Origin of the sequence: Pseudomonas sp. URMO17WK12:I12 (assembly GCF_000514395.1) — a bacterium.
GTDB classification, from domain to species: domain Bacteria; phylum Pseudomonadota; class Gammaproteobacteria; order Pseudomonadales; family Pseudomonadaceae; genus Aquipseudomonas; species Aquipseudomonas mucoides.
In genome coordinates this window covers 22,146-41,984 of record NZ_AZVV01000010.1, presented here as the reverse complement: position 1 = coordinate 41,984, position 19,839 = coordinate 22,146, and the positions used below count along the sequence as shown (strand labels likewise).

The following is a 19,839-nucleotide window of genomic DNA, read 5'->3' as shown; positions in this document are numbered from 1 at the left end:
GTCTTTGAAAATCTCTCTGCGAAAGGATCTCGACATGCCGGTTACCTTCACCAAAAGCGCCCTGCTGCTGAGCCTGATGCTCGGCCTCGGCCAGGCACAGGCCGCCAGCGAGCCCAGCCCGACCGCTCTGGCCAGCCGTTTGGGCATTCCGCACCCGGCGGTAATCGCCCACCGAGGCGCGTCGTTCGATGCCCCCGAGTCCACCGCGGCCGCCTATAAACTGGCCCGCGACCTGGGCGCCGATTACCTGGAAATGGACCTGCAACGCAGCAAGGACGGCGTGCTGTTTGCCCTGCACGACAACAACCTGCAACGCACCACCGACGTCGCCACCCGGTTCCCGGATCGCAAGAACAGCCCGGCCAACGCGTTCACCATGGCCGAGCTGAAAACCCTCGACGCCGGCAGTTGGTTCAACACGGCTTACCCGGATCGCGCGCGTCCGTCCTACGCCGGGCTGAAAATCCTGACGCTGGACGAGATCATCGACATCGCCCAAGGCAACCCGCTGCACAAGCCGGGCTTGTACATCGAGACCAAAGAGCCGAAGCAATTCCCCGGCATCGAGCGCGACCTCAAGGACAAGTTGCAGGACCGAGGCTGGCTGAGCCCGGCCGGTTCGAAACTGGGGAAAAGTGATCTGGCGGTCGGCCAGGGCAAAGGCAAGGTCGTGCTGCAGACCTTCGAGAAGAGCAGCCTGGAACTGCTGCAAAAAGAAATGCCGAAAGTGCCGAAGATCCTGCTGCTGTGGGTCGGCGAAGGCAGCATCGAGCCGAAATCCAAAGTGACGTTCGCTGAATCTGGCGACAAGGACAAAGCCACTTATTACGCCAGGCAGGAACCGAAAGACAAAGCTGAATTTCAGCAATGGGTCGAGTACGCCAAGGCCCAGGGCGCTATCGGCACCGGCCCTTCCGCCGCACTGACCCAGGGTGGCGATCAGAGCTATTCGGACCTGGTGCAGCCGTGGATGAACCAGTTCACCCACGATCAGGGTTTGTTGGTGCACGTGTACACCATTGATGATGCGGTGGATTACCAGAAGGTGATGGATGCCGGGGTGGATGGGGTCTTTACTAACCGGGCCAGTGAGTTGTTGAAGTTCTATAAGCGGCCGGCGGCGGGGACGGTTGCGCAGTTGCTGCAGAATAACGGGTATTGATTCGGGACCGCGGTGCGGCTATCGCGGGCAAGCCACGCTCCCACAGGAATTGGGCAGCACTTGTGGGTGGTGGCTTTCTGGAATTAAGGATGAATTAAGTTGCCATAGTTAATCTGGCGCCACTTAAACAGAACAACCCAAGGAAAGAACTTCATGAAAACATTGACGGCCCTGTTCACCGCCGCTGCCCTGACCCTCACTGCTGGCCTGGCCCAGGCTGATGTTCGCGTCGATCAGATCCATGAACTGGTCAAGAGCGGCAAGATCAAGCCGCTGGAAGAACTGAACCAGGCAGCGCTGAAACTGCATCCGGGTGCGACCATCACCGACACGGACCTGGACAACCACTTCAACGGCTACGAATACGAAGTTGAACTGCGTCTGGCTGACGGCACGGAATGGGACGTCGATTTCGATGCTGCGACCGGCAAAGTCCTGAGCAACAAACAGGACAAGTAACCCGAACTGATAAAGCCGCACGATCTCCAAATCGTGCGGCTTTTTTACGTCCCGAATTCAGCGCGAGCCAACGCGCCGCCAGCCCGATAGAATCGGTCCACGGTGTTCACGCAGGGATTGATCGATATGGGGCAAACAGCGGCAGCAGACATCGCCACGATCGGTCGGATCAGCGCGGTGCCGGCGATTCTCCAGGTCATCCGCGAGTTGACGGGCCTGCGTTTCTGCGCGGTGGCGCGCGTGACGGAGAATTCCTGGACCGCTTGCGCCGTGCTCGATCAACTGGATTTTGGCTTGCAGGTCGGCGGTGAGCTGGAGGTGGCCACGACCCTGTGCCACGAAATTCGTCAGGCCCACCAGTCGGTGGTGATCGACAAGGCCAGTGAAGACCCGCTCTACCACAATCACCACACGCCGCGTATTTACCAGTTTGAAAGCTACATCTCAGTGCCGATCTTCCGCACCGACGGACGCTTTTTCGGCACCATTTGCGCACTTGATCCCCACCCTGCGCCGCTCACATCCAGCACGATCCAGAGCACCATGGAATCCTTCGCCCGGATGCTGGCGCTGCAAATCGAAGCCGAAGAAAACCAGCAGCACACCGAAGCGGCACTCAAGCAGGAACGTGAAACCTCGCAATTGCGCGAACAGTTCATCGCCGTGCTCGGCCATGACCTGCGCAACCCGTTGTTCGCGATCAGTGCCGGCGCCGAAATGCTCCTGCGAAAACTGCCTGAGCCAGCGAATCAGCAACGGGCCCGGCATATCCTCACCAGCGCCCGACGCGCCACCCGACTGGTCGATGACGTGCTGGATTTTGCCCGTGGCTCCTTTGGCAGCGGCATTCCGGTGAACATCAAACCCTGCGCGGATCTGGGCGCGGCTTTACGGCATGTGATTTCCGAGGTCCAGAGTGTTCACCCGGACCGCGTCATATCCTCTTACATCGGCGATTTGCACAATGTCCCGTGCGACCGCGAGCGGGTCGCCCAGTTGCTGTCCAATCTGGTGGCGAATGCGGTAATCCACGGCGATCCCCAAGGTCCTGTCGAGGTCAATGCGCAGATCAAGGACAGGCACTTCCTCCTGAGCGTAAAAAATCAGGGGCTGATTGCCGAGAACGCATTGGCCTACCTGTTCCGCCCCTACTCGCGACCGGCCAGCGATACGCCGCAGACCGGCCTCGGATTGGGCTTGTACATTGCCAGTCAGATTGCGCAGTCCCACGGTGGAAAACTGGACGTGGTTTCGACCGCGCTACAGGGCACGACGTTTACCTTCACACTGCCTGTGCAGGCTTAGGCGCTGGTACTGACCAGCGAACCCGACGTGCTGGAATCAGCGTCCTGCAACGCCTGCAACAACGCCGCCGTTGCTGTCTGCAACGAACCTGAGGTGGTCGCCACCTGCGACTGAGCCGCCGCGACATCAGCGGCTTTGGCGTCGGCATCTTCCTGTTTTGCCTGGGCTGCTTGCAGCTGTTGCTGTTGTTCCTGCATCTGCTTTTGCAGTTCGGCGATTTGCTTGCGCAAGGCTTTCACCGCATCGGATTCTTCGCTGCTGCTGGAACTGCTGTCGCTCGACGCGGGAGCGCCACCGGCGGCCACTTTGCTGTCGTCGGAAGGCGTCTCGGTGGTGGCGGTGACGGAGGTGTCGGCGGCGGGATCGCTGATCGCGGTTTTGCTGGTGGAGGTGGTGAGGGTCTGGTTGATCGAGACAGAGGTGATGCTGACCATGGGATGTATCCAGTGTGGGATTTGGGTATCTCCCACATCGACATGGCCCGGCCGCACTTGAGATCGACTGTGTACCGACTCGGTAAGCGAGCCGGTACACAGCCGTCGGTCTTACGCGCTCAAACGCGCCGTCACTTCATTCAACTGCGACGACACCCCGTGCAGGTTGTGGCTTGCCGCTTCGGTGCGTTGCACGTTGTCCAGATTGGTACTGGCGATGCTGGTGATCTCGGTAAGGTTGCGCGAGATGTCCTCGGCCACCGAGGTCTGCTCTTCGGCAGCGGTGGCGATCTGGCGGTTCATGTCGCGAATCGCTTCGACGGCCTGGGTGATCCGCTCCAGCATGGCGCCGGCCTCGGTCACTTGCTGCACGCTTTCTTCACTGCGTGACTGCCCGCTTTCAATCGCCTGCGCCGCGTCCACCGCGCCGGTTTGCACGGTCTGAATGATCTGGTTGATCTCGATGATCGACGCCGCCGTGCGCTGGGCCAGGCTGCGCACTTCATCGGCGACCACCGCAAAACCGCGCCCGGCTTCACCGGCACGGGCCGCTTCGATGGCGGCGTTGAGCGCCAGCAGGTTGGTCTGTTCGGCGATGCCGCGAATCACTTCCAGCACCTTGCCGATGCGGCCGCTGTCGGTTTCCAGCTGACGAATGACCGTGGCGGTGTTGGCGATTTCACCGCGCATCTGGGTGATGGTATGGATGGTGCCCTGCATGACTTTTTCGCCCTGCTGCGCGGACTGGTCAGCGTCGTCGGCAGCGCGTGCGGCGTCGGCGGCGTGACGCGCAACTTCTTGCGCGGTCGCGGACATTTCATTCATCGCCGTGGCCACCTGATCAGTGCGGTTGAACTGCTCGTTGGTGCCACCCGCCATCTGGCTGGCGATGGCGTTCAGTTCGCCGCTGGCGCTGTCGAGGTCCTTGGCGCTGCGCTGCAAATGGCTGAAGGTGTCGGCGAGGAAATCGCGCAGGGTATTGGCGGCGACCGCCAGTTTGCCCAGCTCATCCTGACGGGTGCTGGCCACGCGATCGGCGAATTTGCCCTGGCTGAGTTGCGCCACGTAGTCGATCAGTTTGCGAATCGGTTCAACCAGATTGCGGTTGACCAGCCACAGGCTCAACAGACCGATCAGCAAGCCCGAGGCGAGCATCACGATGATCCCCAGCAACACGGTGCGGTCAGCGTCGGCACTGATTAGCTTCGACTGCTCGGCGCCCTGTTTGCGCAGTTCGACAACCAGTTCGCTCATCTGATCACTGGCCGCGCGGTCCACGCCTTTCACAGCGGTATCGCCAGCAGTCGGGTCGGCACCGGCTGCGACGTAGGCATCGCGACCCTTTTGATAGGCAGTGCCCAGCAAGCGGTGTTCATCACGCAGGCGTTCGATGCGGGTCTTGAGTTGCGGCTCGATGCCCTTCTGCCCGGCCAGTTCACCGAGGATGCTTTGCACATCGCGCTGACGGTCTTCGAATTGCTTCCAGTATTTGTCCAGGTCCGCCGGTTGTTTGCCGCGCAGCAGGACGTTTTTCCATTCCTGAACCTGCACCTTGAATTGCAGGTTGGCTTCATCGATCAACTGGGAAGTGTGCAGCGGGCCGTCGATCAGGTTCGCGTAGCTCTGAACACCGCTGGACAGGAAATGAAAGCAAGCCAAAGCGATCAGCAACATCGCCAGCAGGCTGCCGCTCAACAAGGCGAGGATTTGTGCTCTCAGGGATTTTTGCAGCATCGAGTGATACTCATGACAGGGGTGAGACACGCCGCAACATGGCGTGAAAGGTGTCCGGACGTCCCTGTCTGCGACTTGGCTCGTGGCCAAAGGCGCGCACGTTAACGTAAGCGAGATCGGCGTGCCAGAGCGGTTCTTTAATCCAATCCGACCGTCGGTAGAGCCACTATTTGGCCTTCATTGATCCGTCACACAACCGTCAAGAATCCTTGCGATGATGCGGCTCAGGTGAACCTGTAAACCCGCCACAACTCGACCCTGCAGCCGCAGGCTTCGCCAGCTGCTACATAGAGCGATAGCGCCCCCTTGCGAGCACTCATGAACCACAGCATCGACCAAAGCCATCGCGACACGGACCTGTTCGGCCTGCTCTACGGTTTCAGTTTTCGCCCCGGTGAACGTGGTCGCGAGATCGATTCGGCCAAAGCGCTGCAATACCTGCAACAACCCGACGACAGCCAAGAATTCCTCTGGCTGCACCTGAATCTGGCGCACGCCGCGTGCGAGCGCTGGATGAAAAGTCATCTGGAATTGCCGGAGGAATTTTTCGAGGCGCTGCACGAAGGCTCGCGTTCGACGCGCATCGAACATGTGGATTCGGCCTTGCTGGCGGTGGTCAACGACGTGGTGTTCAACCTCAGTAGCATGGTCTCCTCGGATGTCTCGACCCTGTGGGTGTGCGCCCGCAGTCGGCTGATCATCAGTGCCCGTCTGCAACCGCTGCACTCGGTGGACAAGCTGCGCTCTTCGGTGAAGGCCGGTGAATGTTTTCGATCGCCGCTGGAGTTGCTTGTGCATTTGCTGCGCGATCAGGGCGAGGTGCTGACGCAAATCGTGCGCAAGACCAGCTTGAGTGTGGATCAGATCGAAGATGAACTGTTGTCGTCGCGGCTGTCGACCAACCGCGCCGAACTGGGTGCCAACCGCCGCGTGCTGGTGCGTCTGCAACGCCTGCTGGCGCTGGAGCCGGGGTCGTTGCTGCGCTTGCTCAATCGGCCACCGCAATGGCTGCAGAAGGAGGACGTCAAGGAGCTGCGCAAGTCCACCGAAGAGTTTGCACTGATCATCAACGACCTCACGGCGCTGGGTGAGCGGATCAAACTGCTGCAAGAAGAAATCGCCGCCAACCTCAACGAGCAGAGCAACCGCACGCTGTTTACGCTGACGGTGGTGACGGTGCTGGCGTTGCCGATCAACATCATTGCCGGTTTCTTTGGCATGAACGTCGGCGGCATCCCTCTGTCCGGCGACCCGGAAGGGTTCTGGATCCTGGTGGCACTGGTCGCAACCTTTACCGTGCTGGCCGGACGCTGGGCGTTTCGCAAGCGCCAGGATTACTAAGTCTCCCCGCAACCTGCAGCAGCTGGCGAAGCCTGCTGCTACAGGTTGCGGGGGAATTCTGATTAACGGAATAGCAAAAACACTAAACCCTGATCTGACGCAGTCTCTCTGTAACAATTAGCAACGACTATCCCTGATACACCTCCCTCATCAGGATTGTTCGTTATGGCTACGCCTTCCTACCCCGCCGATACTCAGGCATCCGCTGTCCGTAGCGCCAAACCTCAACTCGATAAAAAGCCTAGCCTGCTTACCCTCGTGGTGTTTTTCGGGGTGCTGGCCAGCGGGCTATTGTTCACCGCTTACAGCCTGATGCACGACATGAGCGAACTCGGTACGGTGGTCACCACTTGGACCCCGTTTCTGCTGTTGGGCGTAGCACTGCTGATCGCGCTGGGCTTTGAATTCGTCAACGGTTTCCACGACACCGCCAACGCGGTGGCCACGGTGATTTACACCAACTCGATGCCGCCGAACTTCGCGGTGGCGTGGTCCGGCTTCTTCAACTTCCTCGGCGTGCTGCTGTCCAGCGGTGCGGTGGCGTTCGGCATCATCGCCCTGCTGCCCGTGGAGCTGATTCTGCAAGTCGGTTCCTCCGCCGGTTTCGCCATGATCTTCGCCCTGTTGATCGCGGCGATCCTGTGGAACCTCGGCACTTGGTGGCTGGGCTTGCCGGCCTCGTCGTCGCACACCTTGATCGGTTCGATTATCGGCGTCGGCGTGGCCAATGCCCTGATGCACGGTCACGACGGCACCAGCGGTGTGGATTGGGCGCAGGCGACCAAGATCGGCTACGCGTTGCTGTTGTCGCCGCTGGTGGGCTTCGGCTTTGCCGCGCTGTTGCTGCTGGCCTTGCGTGCGTTCGTCAAGAATCGGGCGCTGTACAAGGCGCCGGTCGGCAACACGCCGCCGCCGTGGTGGATTCGCGGGATGTTGATCGTGACCTGCACCGGTGTCTCGTTCGCCCACGGTTCCAACGACGGCCAGAAAGGCATGGGCCTGATCATGTTGATCCTGGTCGGCACGCTGCCCATGGCCTATGCGCTGAACCGCACCATGCCGGCCGACCAGGCGCTGCAGTTCGCCGCCGTAGCGGAAGTGACCCAGCAAGCGCTGGTCAAGGCGGCGCCACAACCGGCCCCGGCCGACCCGCGTCCGGTGCTGTCCGAATACGTGCGCAGCAAGGAAGCCACGCCGCAGCTGATCCCGGCACTCGCCGCCCTCACCGGCAGCATCGGCGCCCAGGTCAAGGGTTACGGCTCGCTGTCCAAAGTGCCGGCCGAGGCCGTGGGCAACGTGCGCAACGACATGTACCTGACCAGCGAAACCATTCGCCTGATGGACAAGAACAAAGTCGGTAATTTCGACGCCGACACCAGCGGCAAACTGCAACTGTTCAAGCAGCAGATCGACAACTCGACGCGTTTCATTCCGTTGTGGGTGAAAATCGCCGTGGCGATTGCTTTGGGCCTGGGCACCATGGTCGGCTGGAAGCGCATCGTGGTGACGGTTGGCGAGAAGATCGGCAAGACCCACCTGACCTACGCCCAGGGCGCCTCGGCGGAAACCGTGGCGATGCTGACGATTGGCGCGGCGGATATGTTCGGCCTGCCGGTGTCGACTACCCATGTGTTGTCGTCGGGTGTGGCCGGGAGCATGGTCGCCAACGGCGGCGGTTTGCAGATGAAAACCATCCGCAACCTGCTGATGGCCTGGGTGCTGACCTTGCCCGCGGCGATCATGTTGTCGGGCAGCCTGTACTGGTTGTTCACCAAACTGTTCTAAATCGACACAACCCCCTGTAGCCGCTGGCGCAGCCGGACGCAGGCTGCGCCAGCGGCTACAGGGATTTTTTTTGCCGGGTAAAAAGCATTTCGTCGCAAATACAGGCGATTACGCATTTATTGATCCACTACCCGCCCGTTAGCACTTCAGTTTGCTAACGTGTTGCCGATTCTTAAGAGACTCGATGCATTCAGGAGTGGGATCGTGAATCTGTATATCAATCAGCTTCAGCAAAAAGCTGACTTCAAAGAAGCCATCTACGCCGGCGACATCTTCCTGAACACTCAGCTGCGCGCGGCCAAAGAGCTGTGTGCATTTGCTCAGGAAAGCATCACCGCCGCTTTCGACGGCGAGACCAACCACCAGGCCCTGCACACGCTGATGCCGGTGGAAGAATTCGTGGTGTTGGTAACACGCCTCAAGGGCCAGTTCACCAACAGCCAGCGCGCCAAGGACCTGATCCTGTCGTTTATCGACGAGATCGGCGTCGACCCGCGCGAGTACATTTTCGACGTACCGCGCATTCGCGTGGTGCCCAACTATGATTACCTGCACGCCGGCGTCAGCTACGCCTACAAACCGCACCGCGACACGTGGTACGGCAGCGTCGATTGCCAGATCAACACCTGGATGCCGGTGCACACCATTCGCCCCGACCAGACCATGATGATCAATGCCGGTTACTTCGACGTGCCGGTGAAGAACACCTCCAGCGAATGGAGCCTCAACGACTGGATCAGCAACCAGCGGCACAAGGCCAAGGACAACCTCAAGGAGGAAGTCCGCGTGCACCCGGTGCCACTGGAGGCGATCAATACCGCGTCTGAAGTGCGCATCGCCGGCAACACCGGTGAGATGCTGATTTTCTCCGGCTCGCACTTGCACGGCACGGTCGCCAACCACACCGATCAAACCCGCTTCAGCGTGGATTTCCGCCTGATGCACCTCGATGACCTCAAGCACAAGCGTGGCGCAATCAACGTCGACAGCGCCTGCCCTGACGTCGGCGCCGGTTTCAAAGATTATTTCCACGCCCACGACTTCTCGAATTTCCAAGGAATCCAGCAATGACCAAGCGTCGCATCACGCCTGCCGAGGCCCAGTACAACGAAACCCGTGCCAACGTTCTGAAACGGGTCGATGCCGAATACGTGGCCGACGCCCCGTTCGTGTTCGCCAACCGCATCGGCGTGACCGCTGCCCTGTCGCGCATGGAACTGTTCAAGAAAGTCGCTGAAGTACCGGGCGCGATCATCGAGTGCGGGGTGTACAAGGGCAACTCGCTGATGCTGTACATGCACTTGTCAATGATCCTGGAACCGTACGCGATCAACCGTTCGATCATCGGCTTCGACACCTTTGAAGGCTTCCAGAGCATCGACAAGAAAGAAGACCCGGCCGACGTCAACGAGACCATGTTCTCCGACACCGACCAATCGCTGATCCAGGACATGATCGACGCCAACGACCTGCTGCGCCCGGTCAACCGCATCCCGCGTTGCGAACTGGTCAAGGGCGACATCGTCAAGACCGTGCCGGAGTGGGTCAAGACCCGTCCTGACCTGGTCGTGGCCATGCTGATCCTCGACACCGACCTGTACGAATCGACCAAAGTCGCGCTGGAAACCTTCCTGCCGTACATGCCAAAAGGCGCGATCGTGGTGCTGGACGAAGTGGCTTACCGCAACTTCCCGGGCGAAACCAAAGCCCTGCGCGAAGTGCTGGACCTGAACAAGATCGAGCTGAAGCGTTTGCCGTTTGATTCGTGCGTGGGCTACTTCCACGTCTAACGCATACCCCGGGGCTGACACAAAACCCTGTGGGAGCGAGCTTGCTCGCGATGAGGCCATCACATTCAACATCACTGTTGACTGAACCACCGCCATCGCGAGCAAGCTCACTCCTGCACATAATCTCCTTCAGGTTATGGGCTGGATCACCCAGCCAGTCCATAAACCCTCTGACCCGCGACCGCTGCTTGCCGTCCACTTCATACATCCCCCCCTCCGACCGCGTTATTCATCCTTCGCAAACAGTGCGCGTCACCAACCGCTCCCGCACCACGTCATACACCCAGTGGTAAAGGTAGGTGTACGGCAGGAAAAACAGCAGCACACCGATGTCGAGCAGGAACGCTTCCCACAGGCCGATCTTCAGCCACCAGGCAATCAGCGGCACACCAAAGGCAACCAGACCACCTTCAAACAACAGCGCATGGACCACCCGGACCCACGCGTTATGCGCCATTTTGTAGTGCTTGAGCACACGGTCGAACAGGCCGTTGAAGACCACGTTCCAGGCCAGGGCCAGGGCTGCAATGAACAGGGTGACCATGCCCATGTCGAGCAGCGGTTTGTCCATGATCCAGGCCAGTAACGGGGTACAGATCAGGATGGCCAGCAGTTCGAAACCAACGGCTTGGAAAATACGTTCAGTGATGGATTTGTTGGCGCTCATGGCCAGGCTCCTCTGAGTGACTGTGGTTGCCATGATCCTTCATCACACCGATACTTCATAACCAATAACCATCGATCAAGGCGATAGTTCATGGCCTCTCACGAAGTGTTGCTGGCGTTTGTCCAGGCGGCGACTCAAGGCTCGTTTTCCGCAGCGGCGCGCAAGCTGGGCCGTAGCCAGTCGACCATCAGTGCGGCGGTGGCCAGTCTTGAAATCGATTTGAATCTGGTCCTGTTCGACCGCAGCAGTCGTAAACCCAGCCTGACCCCGGTCGGGCACGTGATGCTGCAACGGGCCGAGGAGATCCTGGCCGCCACCAGCCGCCTGGAAATGACCGCCAGCCAGTTGTCACAAGGCATCGAGCCGAAACTGACCGTGGCGATTTCCGATACCTATCAATCCGACCGCTTCGAAGCGGCGCTGGGTGCGTTTGAACAGCGTTATCCGGACCTGGAGCTTGAGTGCCTGATTGCTGAATGCGATGACTTGATTGCGCTGGTGCAACGGGGGCGGGCGCAGGTGGCGTTCGCCGAAATGCAGGACAGTTATCCGCCGGATCTGGTGAGTTCGACGGTTGAGGAGCGCACGGAAATTGCGTTGTTCGTCTCCCCGGCGCATCCATTGGCGGCGCTTCATCATATTGATCAGGATGTCCTGCAACAGCACCGGGAATTGCGCCTGGCGACCATCGTCAATCCGTATGAAACCCGGGCGAAGGGGCGTGTGTGGTCGGCGCCGAGTTATTTGATGCTGCTGGAAATGGCTCAGGGTGGCTTTGGCTGGGCGCCGTTGCCGCGCTGGCTGGTGGAGCGGTTTGGGCCGGGGTCGTTACAGGAACTGAAAGTGCGCGGCTGGCCGAAACCGGTGTTTGTCGATGCACTGTGGTCGCGCCAGCATCCACCGGGGCCGGCGGGGAGTTGGTTGTTGCACAAGATGCTGGAATAGCGATGGGGCCCTCCAGATCACATCACTCCAACGCCTTGATCCGCGCTTCAAGAAACCGCCGCTCCGGCATTTGCTGGGTCAACTCCAAGGCTCGCTCATACGCCGCCCGCGCCTCCTCCACCCTGCCCAACTGCCGACAAAACTCCGCCCGCGCCGAATGCGCCAGGTGGTAGTCCTGCAATTCACCTCGATCCAGAATCGCTTCAACCAGGGCCAAACCCGCCAACGGTCCATCGCGCCTGGAGATCGCTGCCGCCCGGTTCAACTCGATCACCGGCGACGGCACCACCCGCAACAGCAGGTCATACAGACCGACAATCTGCAGCCAGTCGGTGTCCTGCGGTGTCGCCGCCTCGGCATGCACCGCCGCTATGGCCGCTTGCAGGCAATAAGGCCCGAAGCGCTGCCGGGTCAGCGCCTGTTCGACCAAGGCGCAGCCCTCGGCGATCATCCCGGCGTCCCACAACGAGCGGTCCTGCTCATCCAGCAGGATCAACTCGCCGGTCGCCGACGTCCGGGCCTGGCGTCGTGATTCGTGCAGCAACATCATCGCCAGCAAGCCCATGACCTCCGGCTCCGGCAGCAACTCCAGCAACAATCGCCCCAGCCGGATCGCCTCGCGCGTCAGGTCTTCGCGCGTCACTTCAGCGCCGATGGACGCCGAGTACCCCTCGTTGAACACCAGGTAAATCACCCGCAGCACGCTGTCGAGGCGCTCGGGCAGCTCCGCCAGCGTCGGCACTTGATAAGGGATTTTCGCATCACGGATTTTTGCCTTCGCCCGCACGATGCGTTGAGCGATGGTGGCCGGCGCCGACAGGAACGCCCGGGCGATTTCTTCTGTGGTCAGGTCGCAGACTTCGCGCAAGGTCAGTGGTACCTGAGCGTCGGAGGCGAGTGCCGGGTGACAGCAGGTGAAGATCAGGCGCAGGCGATCGTCTTCCACGTCTTCGTCACTCCAGTCGGCCTGCTCCAGCGCCTCCAGCTGCGCGATCAGCATCGGTTGCGAAGCAATAAAACGCGTGCGCCGACGCAAGGCATCGATGGCCTTGAAGCGCCCGGTGGACACCAGCCAGGCGCGCGGATTGGCCGGCACGCCGTCACGCTGCCAGCGTTCGACCGCGATGAAAAAGGCCTCGTGCAGGGCCTCTTCGGCGAGGTCGAAATCGCCGAGCAAGCGGATCAGCGTCGCCAGGATCCGCCGCGAGTCTTCGCGGTAAACCTGCTCGACCCGGGCCTGCACCGCCTCGCCAGGCATCAGTCCGGCATGCCTTCGGTCACCAGCGTTTCCAGGCGATCAAGGCTTTGCCCCCAGCCGTCATGAAACCCCATGGCTTCGTGGGCCTGGTGATCCTCTTGGGACCAATGCATGGCACGCGCGGTGTACAGGGTTTTGCCGTCCCGCTCTTCGAGCGTCACTTCGGCCGCCATGAACGGTTTGCCCGACGGAATCCAGCCTGGGATAAACGCGTCGGTGAACACCAGCCGCTCAGGCGCGACAATCTCCAGAAACACGCCCATCGTTGGGTACTCGCTGCCGTCCGGGGCGCGCATCAAGGTGCGAAACTGGCCGCCGACCCACAGGTCCATTTCACACTCTGGCGTGGTCATGCCGTGCGGCCCCCACCATTGGGCGAGCAAGGTCGGCTCGGTCCAGGCGCGGAAGATCTTCTGGCGTGGCGCGTCGATCAGGCGGCTGATGGATAACTCGAACTCGGCAGACTTTTTTTCAGCTGATTGCGGGCTCATGCACAACTCCTTTTTGGTTGTTGTTATTCAAGGATTCAACTGACGAACGGGACGCACCTCGACGCAGCCGACCCGGGCCGCCGGGATGTTGCCGGCGACCTGGAGCGCTTCATTGAGGTCCTTGGCATCAATCAGGTAGAAGCCGGCCAACTGCTCCTTGGTTTCGGCGAACGGACCGTCGGTGATCGACATCTTGCCGTTACGCATGCGCACGGTGGTGGCGGTCTGCACCGACTCCAGCGCCTCGGCCGCGAGCATCCGGCCGCCACGCTGGATCGACTCGGCGTAGGCCATGCACTCGGCGTCGTTCGGGCTCTCGGGCAGCGAGTGCAAGGTGTGCTCGTTGCTGTAGACCAGGCATAGGTATTTCATGTGGCTCTCCTGAATCGAACGGATCAACTATGGCTGCAGATTGACGCGTTGGCGAAATTCCCGACGATCAGGGCTCCAGATTGAACAGCGCAGCGCCACTGGCCATGTCGAACGGGGCCGACCAGTGTTCGTGGACAATCCGCCATTGCTCGGCGTCGCGACGGTAGCAAGCGGTCACGCGCATCCAGCAGGCCTGGGTTTCACCCTTGTCGTTGGTGCCGCCACAATGGGCCAGCCAATGGGCGAAGGCGATGTGCTCGTCCGCCACGATGTTCATGTGAGCGAAGTCGAACTTATGCGGGCCCTGGCACATTTCCATGCACTCCAGCCAATGCGCGCGGTAGGCGGTTTTGCCACGAAATTGCAAGGCTTTGACCGCGTCGTAGGAGACGATGTCCTCGGCATACAGGGCCATGATTTCGTCGACATCCTTGGAGATGACGGCCTGGCGATAAGTGTTGATCAGGGTCTCGATTTCGTGAGTGGCACTCATGGTGGTTCTCCGTGTTTTTTGTGTGAAGACACCCTTAGTCGTTTGGCAAAAAGCCAAATCGACAGTCGAAATAAAAATAATCCATCGGCGCAAACTCGCTAGAATCCGAGGCTCATTCATGTGGGAAAAGGACACTCCAGTGACAGCCCGTCTCGTGCCTTACGAAAGCCTGAACGCGCGCCAGCGCCAGCAGGTCGAGGCCATCGAAGTACACAAGGAACAAATCAGGTTCAGCGGCGACATTCACGGTGCATTGCACACCTTGCTGTCCAAACCCGGCCCCGGCGTCAAAGGATTTGCGCTGCTGGTCGAGGATGCTCCGGTGGCCTTCCTGCTGCTCAAGCGCCCGCCGGTGTTACCGGCCTGGGCCGATGAACACAGCGCCACGCTGCATGCGTTGCAAGTCGATCAACGTGCTCAGGGAAAAGGCTATGGCAAGGCTTGCCTGCAAGCGCTGCCCGAGGTGGCGCGACAGGCGTTTCCGGAGATAAAGGGGCTGGAATTGTCGGTGGATGCGGACAATGAGTCGGCCATCGCGCTGTATGCAAAATTCGGCTGGGTGGATAGCGGCGAGGCCTACAAGGGCCGGATTGGGTATGAGCGGCGAATGGGCCTGGTTTTCTGAGGCCCTACTGACCCAACACCAGGCCCATGTAGGAGTGAGCCTGCTCGCGATGGCAATTTGTCAGTCACCTCACTGTTGAATGTGTAGACGCTATCGCGAGCAGGCTCACTCCTACGGGGGGGATCTTCGTAGGTCTTACAAATCCAGCACCATCTCATGCCACGCCATCCCGCCATGGTCCGAAGCCGACGGTTTGATGTAGGCAAAGCCAAACCCGGCATACAGCGGAACATGCCGCTCCTTGCACATCAGGTGGATATGGGTTTTGCCCAGTGCACGCATCCGCTCAACGAACTCGCCCATCAACCGCTTCGCCAACCCCTGCCCCTGATAGTCCGGGTGCACCACCACCGACATGATCACCACATGCGGGCCGGCCGGGTCGTGGCCGATCAGCTCCTTGAACGCTTCATCCGACATCTCCACCTGAAACGCCGCACCGGAATTGATGAAACCGGCTACAACGCCGTCGACTTCAGCCACGATGAAACCCTCGGGCCAGGTGGCAATGCGGGTGGCGATTTTCTCGCGGGTGGCGGCCTCGTCACCTTCGTAGGCAACGGTTTCGATGGCGTAACAGCGGTCCAGGTCAGTGGCGGTGACGTTGCGGATGAGGGTGTTCATGGCGGCTCGGAATCAGCGTGGGAAAGGCTGCGAATCATAGTTGAATAAGGTGTTCATATCGATCACTGCCGGCACCGTAAAGCCTGCGTATAGGCGCTTTCATTGCTCGAAGGTTCGGATTATTGATGGAGCCGGTCTCAGGACATCAATAGGGGAAACACACCATGAGCAGCGTTCAGATCGGTCTTCTTATGTTGTTGGGCATCAGCACGTTTGGCTTCATCACCTTGTCGATCGACCTGATGCGCGCGCGCCGGATGAAGCAGGGTAAATGACACGTCGAGAGGCGGACGCATGGTCCGCCCCTCGCTGTAATCATTCGGATTTGAGCGGCAGCCAGATTTCCAGCACGCCGGTGTTGAGCTTGGGGTTGAAGTCTTCGCTGTAGCGTTCGAACTCCGGGGCGTCCGCCGCCTCTTTGCCGGACTGCGGCAACCAGGTTTTCCAGATGTACTGAAAGGTCTGGGGCAAGGTATCCAGCGATCCCTTGTGCTCGAATACGGCGTAGTGCTGCGGTTGAACCTCGACCCAGCGGTACTTATCCGGCAGGTCGTCGAGCTTTTCGATTTCGACGCCGGCGATGTATTCGAATCCACCCTTGCCATCCGGATTGCAGCAGATGCCGTAGGTCACTTCGCCTTTTTGACCGGGAATCAGGCCAATCTCGGGAATGAATTTTTCCCAAAGGTCGGGGATCTTTTTTGTCGTCTCCGCTGTAAATAGGCCACCCAGCCCTGCAATGAGCAAAAAATGCCCATGTACGAAGCGGGGCTCGGCTGGTTTCACGCCTGTTTGCTCATCCATGGCTCAACTCCTGTGGCTTAAAAATGGGTTCGGCTGGGAGTATAGAAGCCAAACCCGATTCGCCCAGTTACAGGGCGTGCAACTGTTCCACGGCCGCCGAGCCAACAAACTCGTTGTACCCCGATAGGATCACGTAGACCGCGAAATAGCAGAAGATCGCTGCCGATGCCATGTACGAGTAGCGCAGCAGTTTGTCACCCAGCAACTTGCCGCCATGGCTCGCGGCAAAGCACAAACCGGCACTCCAGAGCAGACCGGCACAGAGGAATCCGCCGAGAAACAGCGCGGAGCTGAGCGCACCACCGCCACCGGAACGGGCGATCAGCGTGCCGCCCACCGCCGCGAACCACAGGATGGCGCTGGGCGAGGACATGGCGAGAAAGATCCCGCGGAAAAATTCTTTGCGATGGGAGTTCTGCCCCACCTCTTCGGCTTGCGCCAATGCCGCTTCGTGGTGAATCGCCGAATAGATCATCTTTGCCGCAAAATAGATCAGCAACGCCGAACCACCGATCCACAGCACCCAGCGCACGGTTTCGTATTGCAGCAAAACGGTCATGCCCGCCAGCGCCAGCACGGCGTAGATCAGGTCGCCGACACAGGTCCCCAAACCCAGCGCAAAGCCCTGAAAATAGCCGCGTTGCATGGCCAGGGTGATCATCGCGATGTTGGCCACGCCGATATCCAGGCACAACGAAAGGCTCAGCAAGAAGCCGCTGCTAAATTCCATCAACCGATTTCCTTCGGAAAAATTTGTTTACACACTCGCTGGACAGTGTGCCACGACTGCCCTTATCTTCCGCAACAGGCCACCGCAGTGGCCAGCGTCGCTCGGACGGTTCCGGGCGCTCACGTTATCCGAGGCAACAATGGCCGAACAAGGTTCGCCGCGCCGCTTTGCGCGCATAGATCGACTCCCCCCTTACGTATTCAACATCACTGCCGAGCTGAAGATGGCCGCCCGTCGTCGTGGCGAAGACATCATCGACTTCAGCATGGGCAACCCTGATGGGCCTACTCCGCCGCACATCGTCGAAAAACTGGTGACGGTTGCCCAGCGCGAAGACACCCACGGCTACTCGACGTCCAAAGGCATTCCGCGCCTGCGCCGGGCGATTTCCAATTGGTACAAGGATCGCTACGAGGTCGACATCGACCCGGAAACCGAAGCCATTGTCACCATCGGTTCCAAGGAAGGCCTGGCGCACCTGATGCTGGCCACCCTGGATCAGGGCGATACCGTGCTGGTGCCGAACCCGAGTTATCCGATTCACATCTACGGTGCCGTGATTGCCGGCGCCCAGGTGCGTTCGGTACCGCTGATTCCGGGCGTGGATTTCTTCGCCGAACTGGAACGGGCGATTCGTGGCTCGATCCCGAAACCGAAAATGATGATCCTCGGCTTCCCGTCCAACCCTACCGCGCAATGCGTGGAGCTGGACTTCTTTGAACGGGTGATCGCCCTCGCCAAGCAGTACGACGTACTGGTGGTGCACGACCTGGCCTACGCCGACATCGTCTATGACGGCTGGAAAGCTCCGTCGATCATGCAAGTGCCGGGCGCCAAGGACATCGCGGTGGAGTTTTTCACCCTGTCCAAGAGTTACAACATGGCGGGTTGGCGGATCGGTTTCATGGTCGGCAACCCGGAACTGGTCAACGCCCTGGCACGGATCAAGAGTTACCACGACTACGGCACGTTCACCCCGCTGCAAGTCGCGGCGATTGCGGCGCTGGAAGGCGATCAGCAATGCGTCAAGGACATCGCCGAGCAGTATCGGCAGCGGCGCAACGTGCTGGTCAAAGGCCTGCATGAGCTGGGCTGGATGGTCGAGAACCCGAAAGCGTCGATGTACGTCTGGGCCAAGATTCCCGAGGCGTATGCGCACCTGGGCTCGCTGGAGTTCGCCAAGAAGCTGCTGGCCGAGGCCAAGGTCTGCGTCTCGCCGGGCGTGGGCTTTGGTGAGTACGGGGATGATCATGTGCGCTTCGCGCTGATCGAAAACCAGGACCGGATTCGTCAGGCCGTGCGCGGGATACGCGGGATGTTCAGGGCGGATGGCTTGGTCACCAAAAACTAGCGCCTGACACATAACAATGTGGGAGCGAGCTTGCTCGCTCCCACATTAGTTTCGGGGTGATCACAAGAGCTGTGTCACCACCTGTGTTTTTGCTTAAACAAACATCGACAGCAGCAGGATAAAGCCCAGCGCAACCACGGACAGGATGGTTTCCATCGCGGTCCAGGTCTTGAAGGTTTCTGCCACGGTCATGTTGAAGTACTGCTTCACCAGCCAAAAACCCGCGTCGTTGACGTGAGACAGGACCAACGAACCGGCACCGGTGGCCAACACCAGCAGCTCACGGTTCACACCCGGAATCATCCCCACCACCGGCACCACAATGCCCGCGCCGGTAATGGTCGCCACAGTCGCCGAACCGGTTGCAACTCGAATCACCGCCGCCACCAGCCACGCCAGCAGGATCGGCGAGATCTGTGCGTTCACCGCCATGTGGCCGATCACGTCACCCACGCCGCTGGTCACCAGCATCTGCTTGAAGCCACCACCGGCACCGATGATCAGAATGATCGCGGCAGTCGGCGCAAGGCTCGAATCGAGCCATTTCAGAATGCGTTTCGAGTCGATGCCCTGACGGTGACCGAAGGTGTACAGCGACAGCAGCAACGCCAGCAACAGCGCCGAGATCGGGTGGCCGATCAGGTCCATGAAGGAGCGGGCGAAATTGCCTTCTGGCAGTACCACATCGGCAAAGGTCTTGAGCAACATCAGGAACACTGGCAGCAGCACGGTGATCAGCGTGATGCTGAAGCTTGGCAGGTCGGCCGAGTCAGGCTCGCGCGCCAGTTGATCCACCAGTTCCTGGTTAGGATGGCCGGGGATGTATTTGGCAATGAATGTACCGAAGATCGGGCCGGCAATGATGGCCGTTGGCAGCGCCACAATCAGACCGTAGAGAATGGTTTTACCGATGTCGGCACCGAACACGCCAATGGCCAGCAACGGCCCCGGGTGCGGCGGAACCAGGCCGTGCACGGCGGACAGACCGGCCAGCAGCGGGATACCGATCTTGATGATCGACACGCCGGTACGGCGTGCAACGATGAACACCAGCGGGATCAGCAGCACGAAACCGATTTCGAAGAACAGCGGAATGCCGACCAGGAACGCCGCGAACATCATCGCCCACTGCACTTTGTCTTTGCCGAACGCGCGAATCAGCGTCTGGGCAATCTGATCCGCCCCGCCCGACTCGGCCATCATTTTGCCGAGCATGGTGCCCAGCGCGAGGATGATCCCGACAAAACCGAGCACGCCACCGAAACCGTCCTGGAACGCTTTGATAACGGTACCGATCGGCATGCCGGAGGTCAGCCCGAGAAAGGCAGCGGCGATGATCAGGGCAATGAACGGGTGGAACTTGAACTTGGTAATCAGGAATATAAGCCCGATCACCGTGACCACTGCATCAAGCAGCAGGAACGTCTCGTGGGACATGCCAAACATTAGGGGTGTCTCCTGGTTGTTGT

21 protein-coding genes are annotated in these 19,839 nt (G+C 60.0%); 10 read left to right on the top strand and 11 right to left on the bottom strand.

The window, feature by feature from the left end:
- Window positions 1-34: 34 nt before the first annotated feature.
- The 3 genes from D882_RS0114400 (at window position 35) to D882_RS0114390 (ending at window position 2,926) form a co-directional block, all read left to right on the top strand.
- Window positions 35-1,162 (top strand): glycerophosphodiester phosphodiesterase, encoded by a 1,128-nt coding sequence (locus tag D882_RS0114400; RefSeq protein ID WP_027923897.1) that lies wholly within the window; start codon window positions 35-37, stop codon window positions 1,160-1,162.
- Window positions 1,163-1,315: 153 nt separating this feature from the next.
- Window positions 1,316-1,621, top strand: a complete 306-nt coding sequence (locus D882_RS0114395) for a PepSY domain-containing protein (RefSeq protein ID WP_027923896.1) — start codon at window positions 1,316-1,318, stop codon at window positions 1,619-1,621.
- Between the two features lie 126 nt (window positions 1,622-1,747).
- Window positions 1,748-2,926: a GAF domain-containing sensor histidine kinase gene (locus D882_RS0114390; protein WP_027923895.1), complete on the top strand. Its 1,179-nt coding sequence runs from the start codon at window positions 1,748-1,750 to the stop codon at window positions 2,924-2,926.
- Here the strand turns inward: D882_RS0114390 and D882_RS0114385 are convergent.
- Window positions 2,923-3,360, bottom strand: coding sequence for a hypothetical protein (locus D882_RS0114385; protein WP_027923894.1), 438 nt, complete (start codon window positions 3,358-3,360; stop codon window positions 2,923-2,925). The two genes, D882_RS0114390 and D882_RS0114385, sit on opposite strands and share 4 nt — an antisense overlap.
- 111 nt (window positions 3,361-3,471) lie before the next feature.
- Window positions 3,472-5,094 (bottom strand): methyl-accepting chemotaxis protein, encoded by a 1,623-nt coding sequence (locus D882_RS0114380; protein ID WP_027923893.1) that lies wholly within the window; start codon window positions 5,092-5,094, stop codon window positions 3,472-3,474.
- Between the two features lie 318 nt (window positions 5,095-5,412).
- Between D882_RS0114380 and D882_RS0114375 the strand changes: the two genes are divergently transcribed.
- From D882_RS0114375 to D882_RS0114360, 4 genes are all read left to right on the top strand, one after another.
- Window positions 5,413-6,435, top strand: a complete 1,023-nt coding sequence (locus tag D882_RS0114375; protein WP_027923892.1) for a transporter — start codon at window positions 5,413-5,415, stop codon at window positions 6,433-6,435.
- A 165-nt stretch (window positions 6,436-6,600) separates the two neighbouring features.
- Window positions 6,601-8,220, top strand: coding sequence for an inorganic phosphate transporter (locus D882_RS0114370; RefSeq protein ID WP_027923891.1), 1,620 nt, complete (start codon window positions 6,601-6,603; stop codon window positions 8,218-8,220).
- Window positions 8,221-8,424: 204 nt separating this feature from the next.
- Entirely contained in the window at window positions 8,425-9,291 is an 867-nt protein-coding gene (locus D882_RS0114365) for a hypothetical protein (protein ID WP_027923890.1), read from the top strand.
- Entirely contained in the window at window positions 9,288-10,010 is a 723-nt protein-coding gene (locus D882_RS0114360) for a TylF/MycF/NovP-related O-methyltransferase (RefSeq protein WP_007946102.1), read from the top strand. The genes D882_RS0114365 and D882_RS0114360 overlap by 4 nt, the downstream gene beginning before the upstream one ends.
- A 229-nt stretch (window positions 10,011-10,239) precedes the next feature.
- Here D882_RS0114360 and D882_RS0114355 read toward each other — a convergent pair whose 3' ends face one another.
- Window positions 10,240-10,677 (bottom strand): multidrug/biocide efflux PACE transporter, encoded by a 438-nt coding sequence (locus tag D882_RS0114355; RefSeq protein WP_027923889.1) that lies wholly within the window; start codon window positions 10,675-10,677, stop codon window positions 10,240-10,242.
- Between the two features lie 90 nt (window positions 10,678-10,767).
- Between D882_RS0114355 and D882_RS0114350 the strand changes: the two genes are divergently transcribed.
- Window positions 10,768-11,622: a LysR family transcriptional regulator gene (locus D882_RS0114350; RefSeq protein ID WP_027923888.1), complete on the top strand. Its 855-nt coding sequence runs from the start codon at window positions 10,768-10,770 to the stop codon at window positions 11,620-11,622.
- A 22-nt stretch (window positions 11,623-11,644) separates the two neighbouring features.
- Here D882_RS0114350 and D882_RS0114345 read toward each other — a convergent pair whose 3' ends face one another.
- From D882_RS0114345 to D882_RS0114330, 4 genes are all read right to left on the bottom strand, one after another.
- Window positions 11,645-12,880 (bottom strand): RNA polymerase sigma factor, encoded by a 1,236-nt coding sequence (locus tag D882_RS0114345; RefSeq protein ID WP_027923887.1) that lies wholly within the window; start codon window positions 12,878-12,880, stop codon window positions 11,645-11,647.
- Window positions 12,880-13,371: an SRPBCC family protein gene (locus D882_RS0114340; RefSeq protein WP_027923886.1), complete on the bottom strand. Its 492-nt coding sequence runs from the start codon at window positions 13,369-13,371 to the stop codon at window positions 12,880-12,882. Before D882_RS0114340 ends, D882_RS0114345 begins: the two co-directional genes overlap by 1 nt.
- 27 nt (window positions 13,372-13,398) lie before the next feature.
- Window positions 13,399-13,743 carry a YciI family protein gene (locus D882_RS0114335; protein ID WP_027923885.1) on the bottom strand — a complete coding sequence of 115 codons (345 nt, stop codon included), beginning with the start codon at window positions 13,741-13,743 and terminating at the stop codon, window positions 13,399-13,401.
- A 67-nt stretch (window positions 13,744-13,810) separates the two neighbouring features.
- Complete coding sequence (locus tag D882_RS0114330; protein WP_027923884.1) at window positions 13,811-14,236, bottom strand: nuclear transport factor 2 family protein; 426 nt, start codon at window positions 14,234-14,236, stop codon at window positions 13,811-13,813.
- A gap of 139 nt (window positions 14,237-14,375) precedes the next feature.
- On the opposite strand from D882_RS0114330, the gene D882_RS0114325 reads away from it, so the two are divergent.
- Window positions 14,376-14,861 (top strand): N-acetyltransferase, encoded by a 486-nt coding sequence (locus D882_RS0114325; protein WP_027923883.1) that lies wholly within the window; start codon window positions 14,376-14,378, stop codon window positions 14,859-14,861.
- Between the two features lie 135 nt (window positions 14,862-14,996).
- Here the strand turns inward: D882_RS0114325 and D882_RS0114320 are convergent, their stop codons facing one another.
- The 3 genes from D882_RS0114320 to D882_RS0114305 all read right to left on the bottom strand — a co-directional run bounded on the left by D882_RS0114320 (window position 14,997) and on the right by D882_RS0114305 (window position 17,019).
- Window positions 14,997-15,485 (bottom strand): GNAT family N-acetyltransferase, encoded by a 489-nt coding sequence (locus tag D882_RS0114320; RefSeq protein ID WP_027923882.1) that lies wholly within the window; start codon window positions 15,483-15,485, stop codon window positions 14,997-14,999.
- A 315-nt stretch (window positions 15,486-15,800) separates the two neighbouring features.
- Entirely contained in the window at window positions 15,801-16,289 is a 489-nt protein-coding gene (locus D882_RS0114310) for a GyrI-like domain-containing protein (RefSeq protein ID WP_027923881.1), read from the bottom strand.
- Between the two features lie 67 nt (window positions 16,290-16,356).
- Complete coding sequence (locus tag D882_RS0114305) at window positions 16,357-17,019, bottom strand: LysE family translocator (RefSeq protein WP_027923880.1); 663 nt, start codon at window positions 17,017-17,019, stop codon at window positions 16,357-16,359.
- 139 nt (window positions 17,020-17,158) lie between these two features.
- On the opposite strand from D882_RS0114305, the gene alaC reads away from it, so the two are divergent.
- Window positions 17,159-18,370, top strand: coding sequence for an alanine transaminase (gene alaC, locus D882_RS0114300; protein WP_027923879.1), 1,212 nt, complete (start codon window positions 17,159-17,161; stop codon window positions 18,368-18,370).
- Window positions 18,371-18,463: 93 nt separating this feature from the next.
- Here the strand turns inward: alaC and D882_RS0114295 are convergent, their stop codons facing one another.
- Entirely contained in the window at window positions 18,464-19,816 is a 1,353-nt protein-coding gene (locus D882_RS0114295) for a GntP family permease (RefSeq protein WP_027923878.1), read from the bottom strand.
- Window positions 19,817-19,839: the final 23 nt, after the last annotated feature.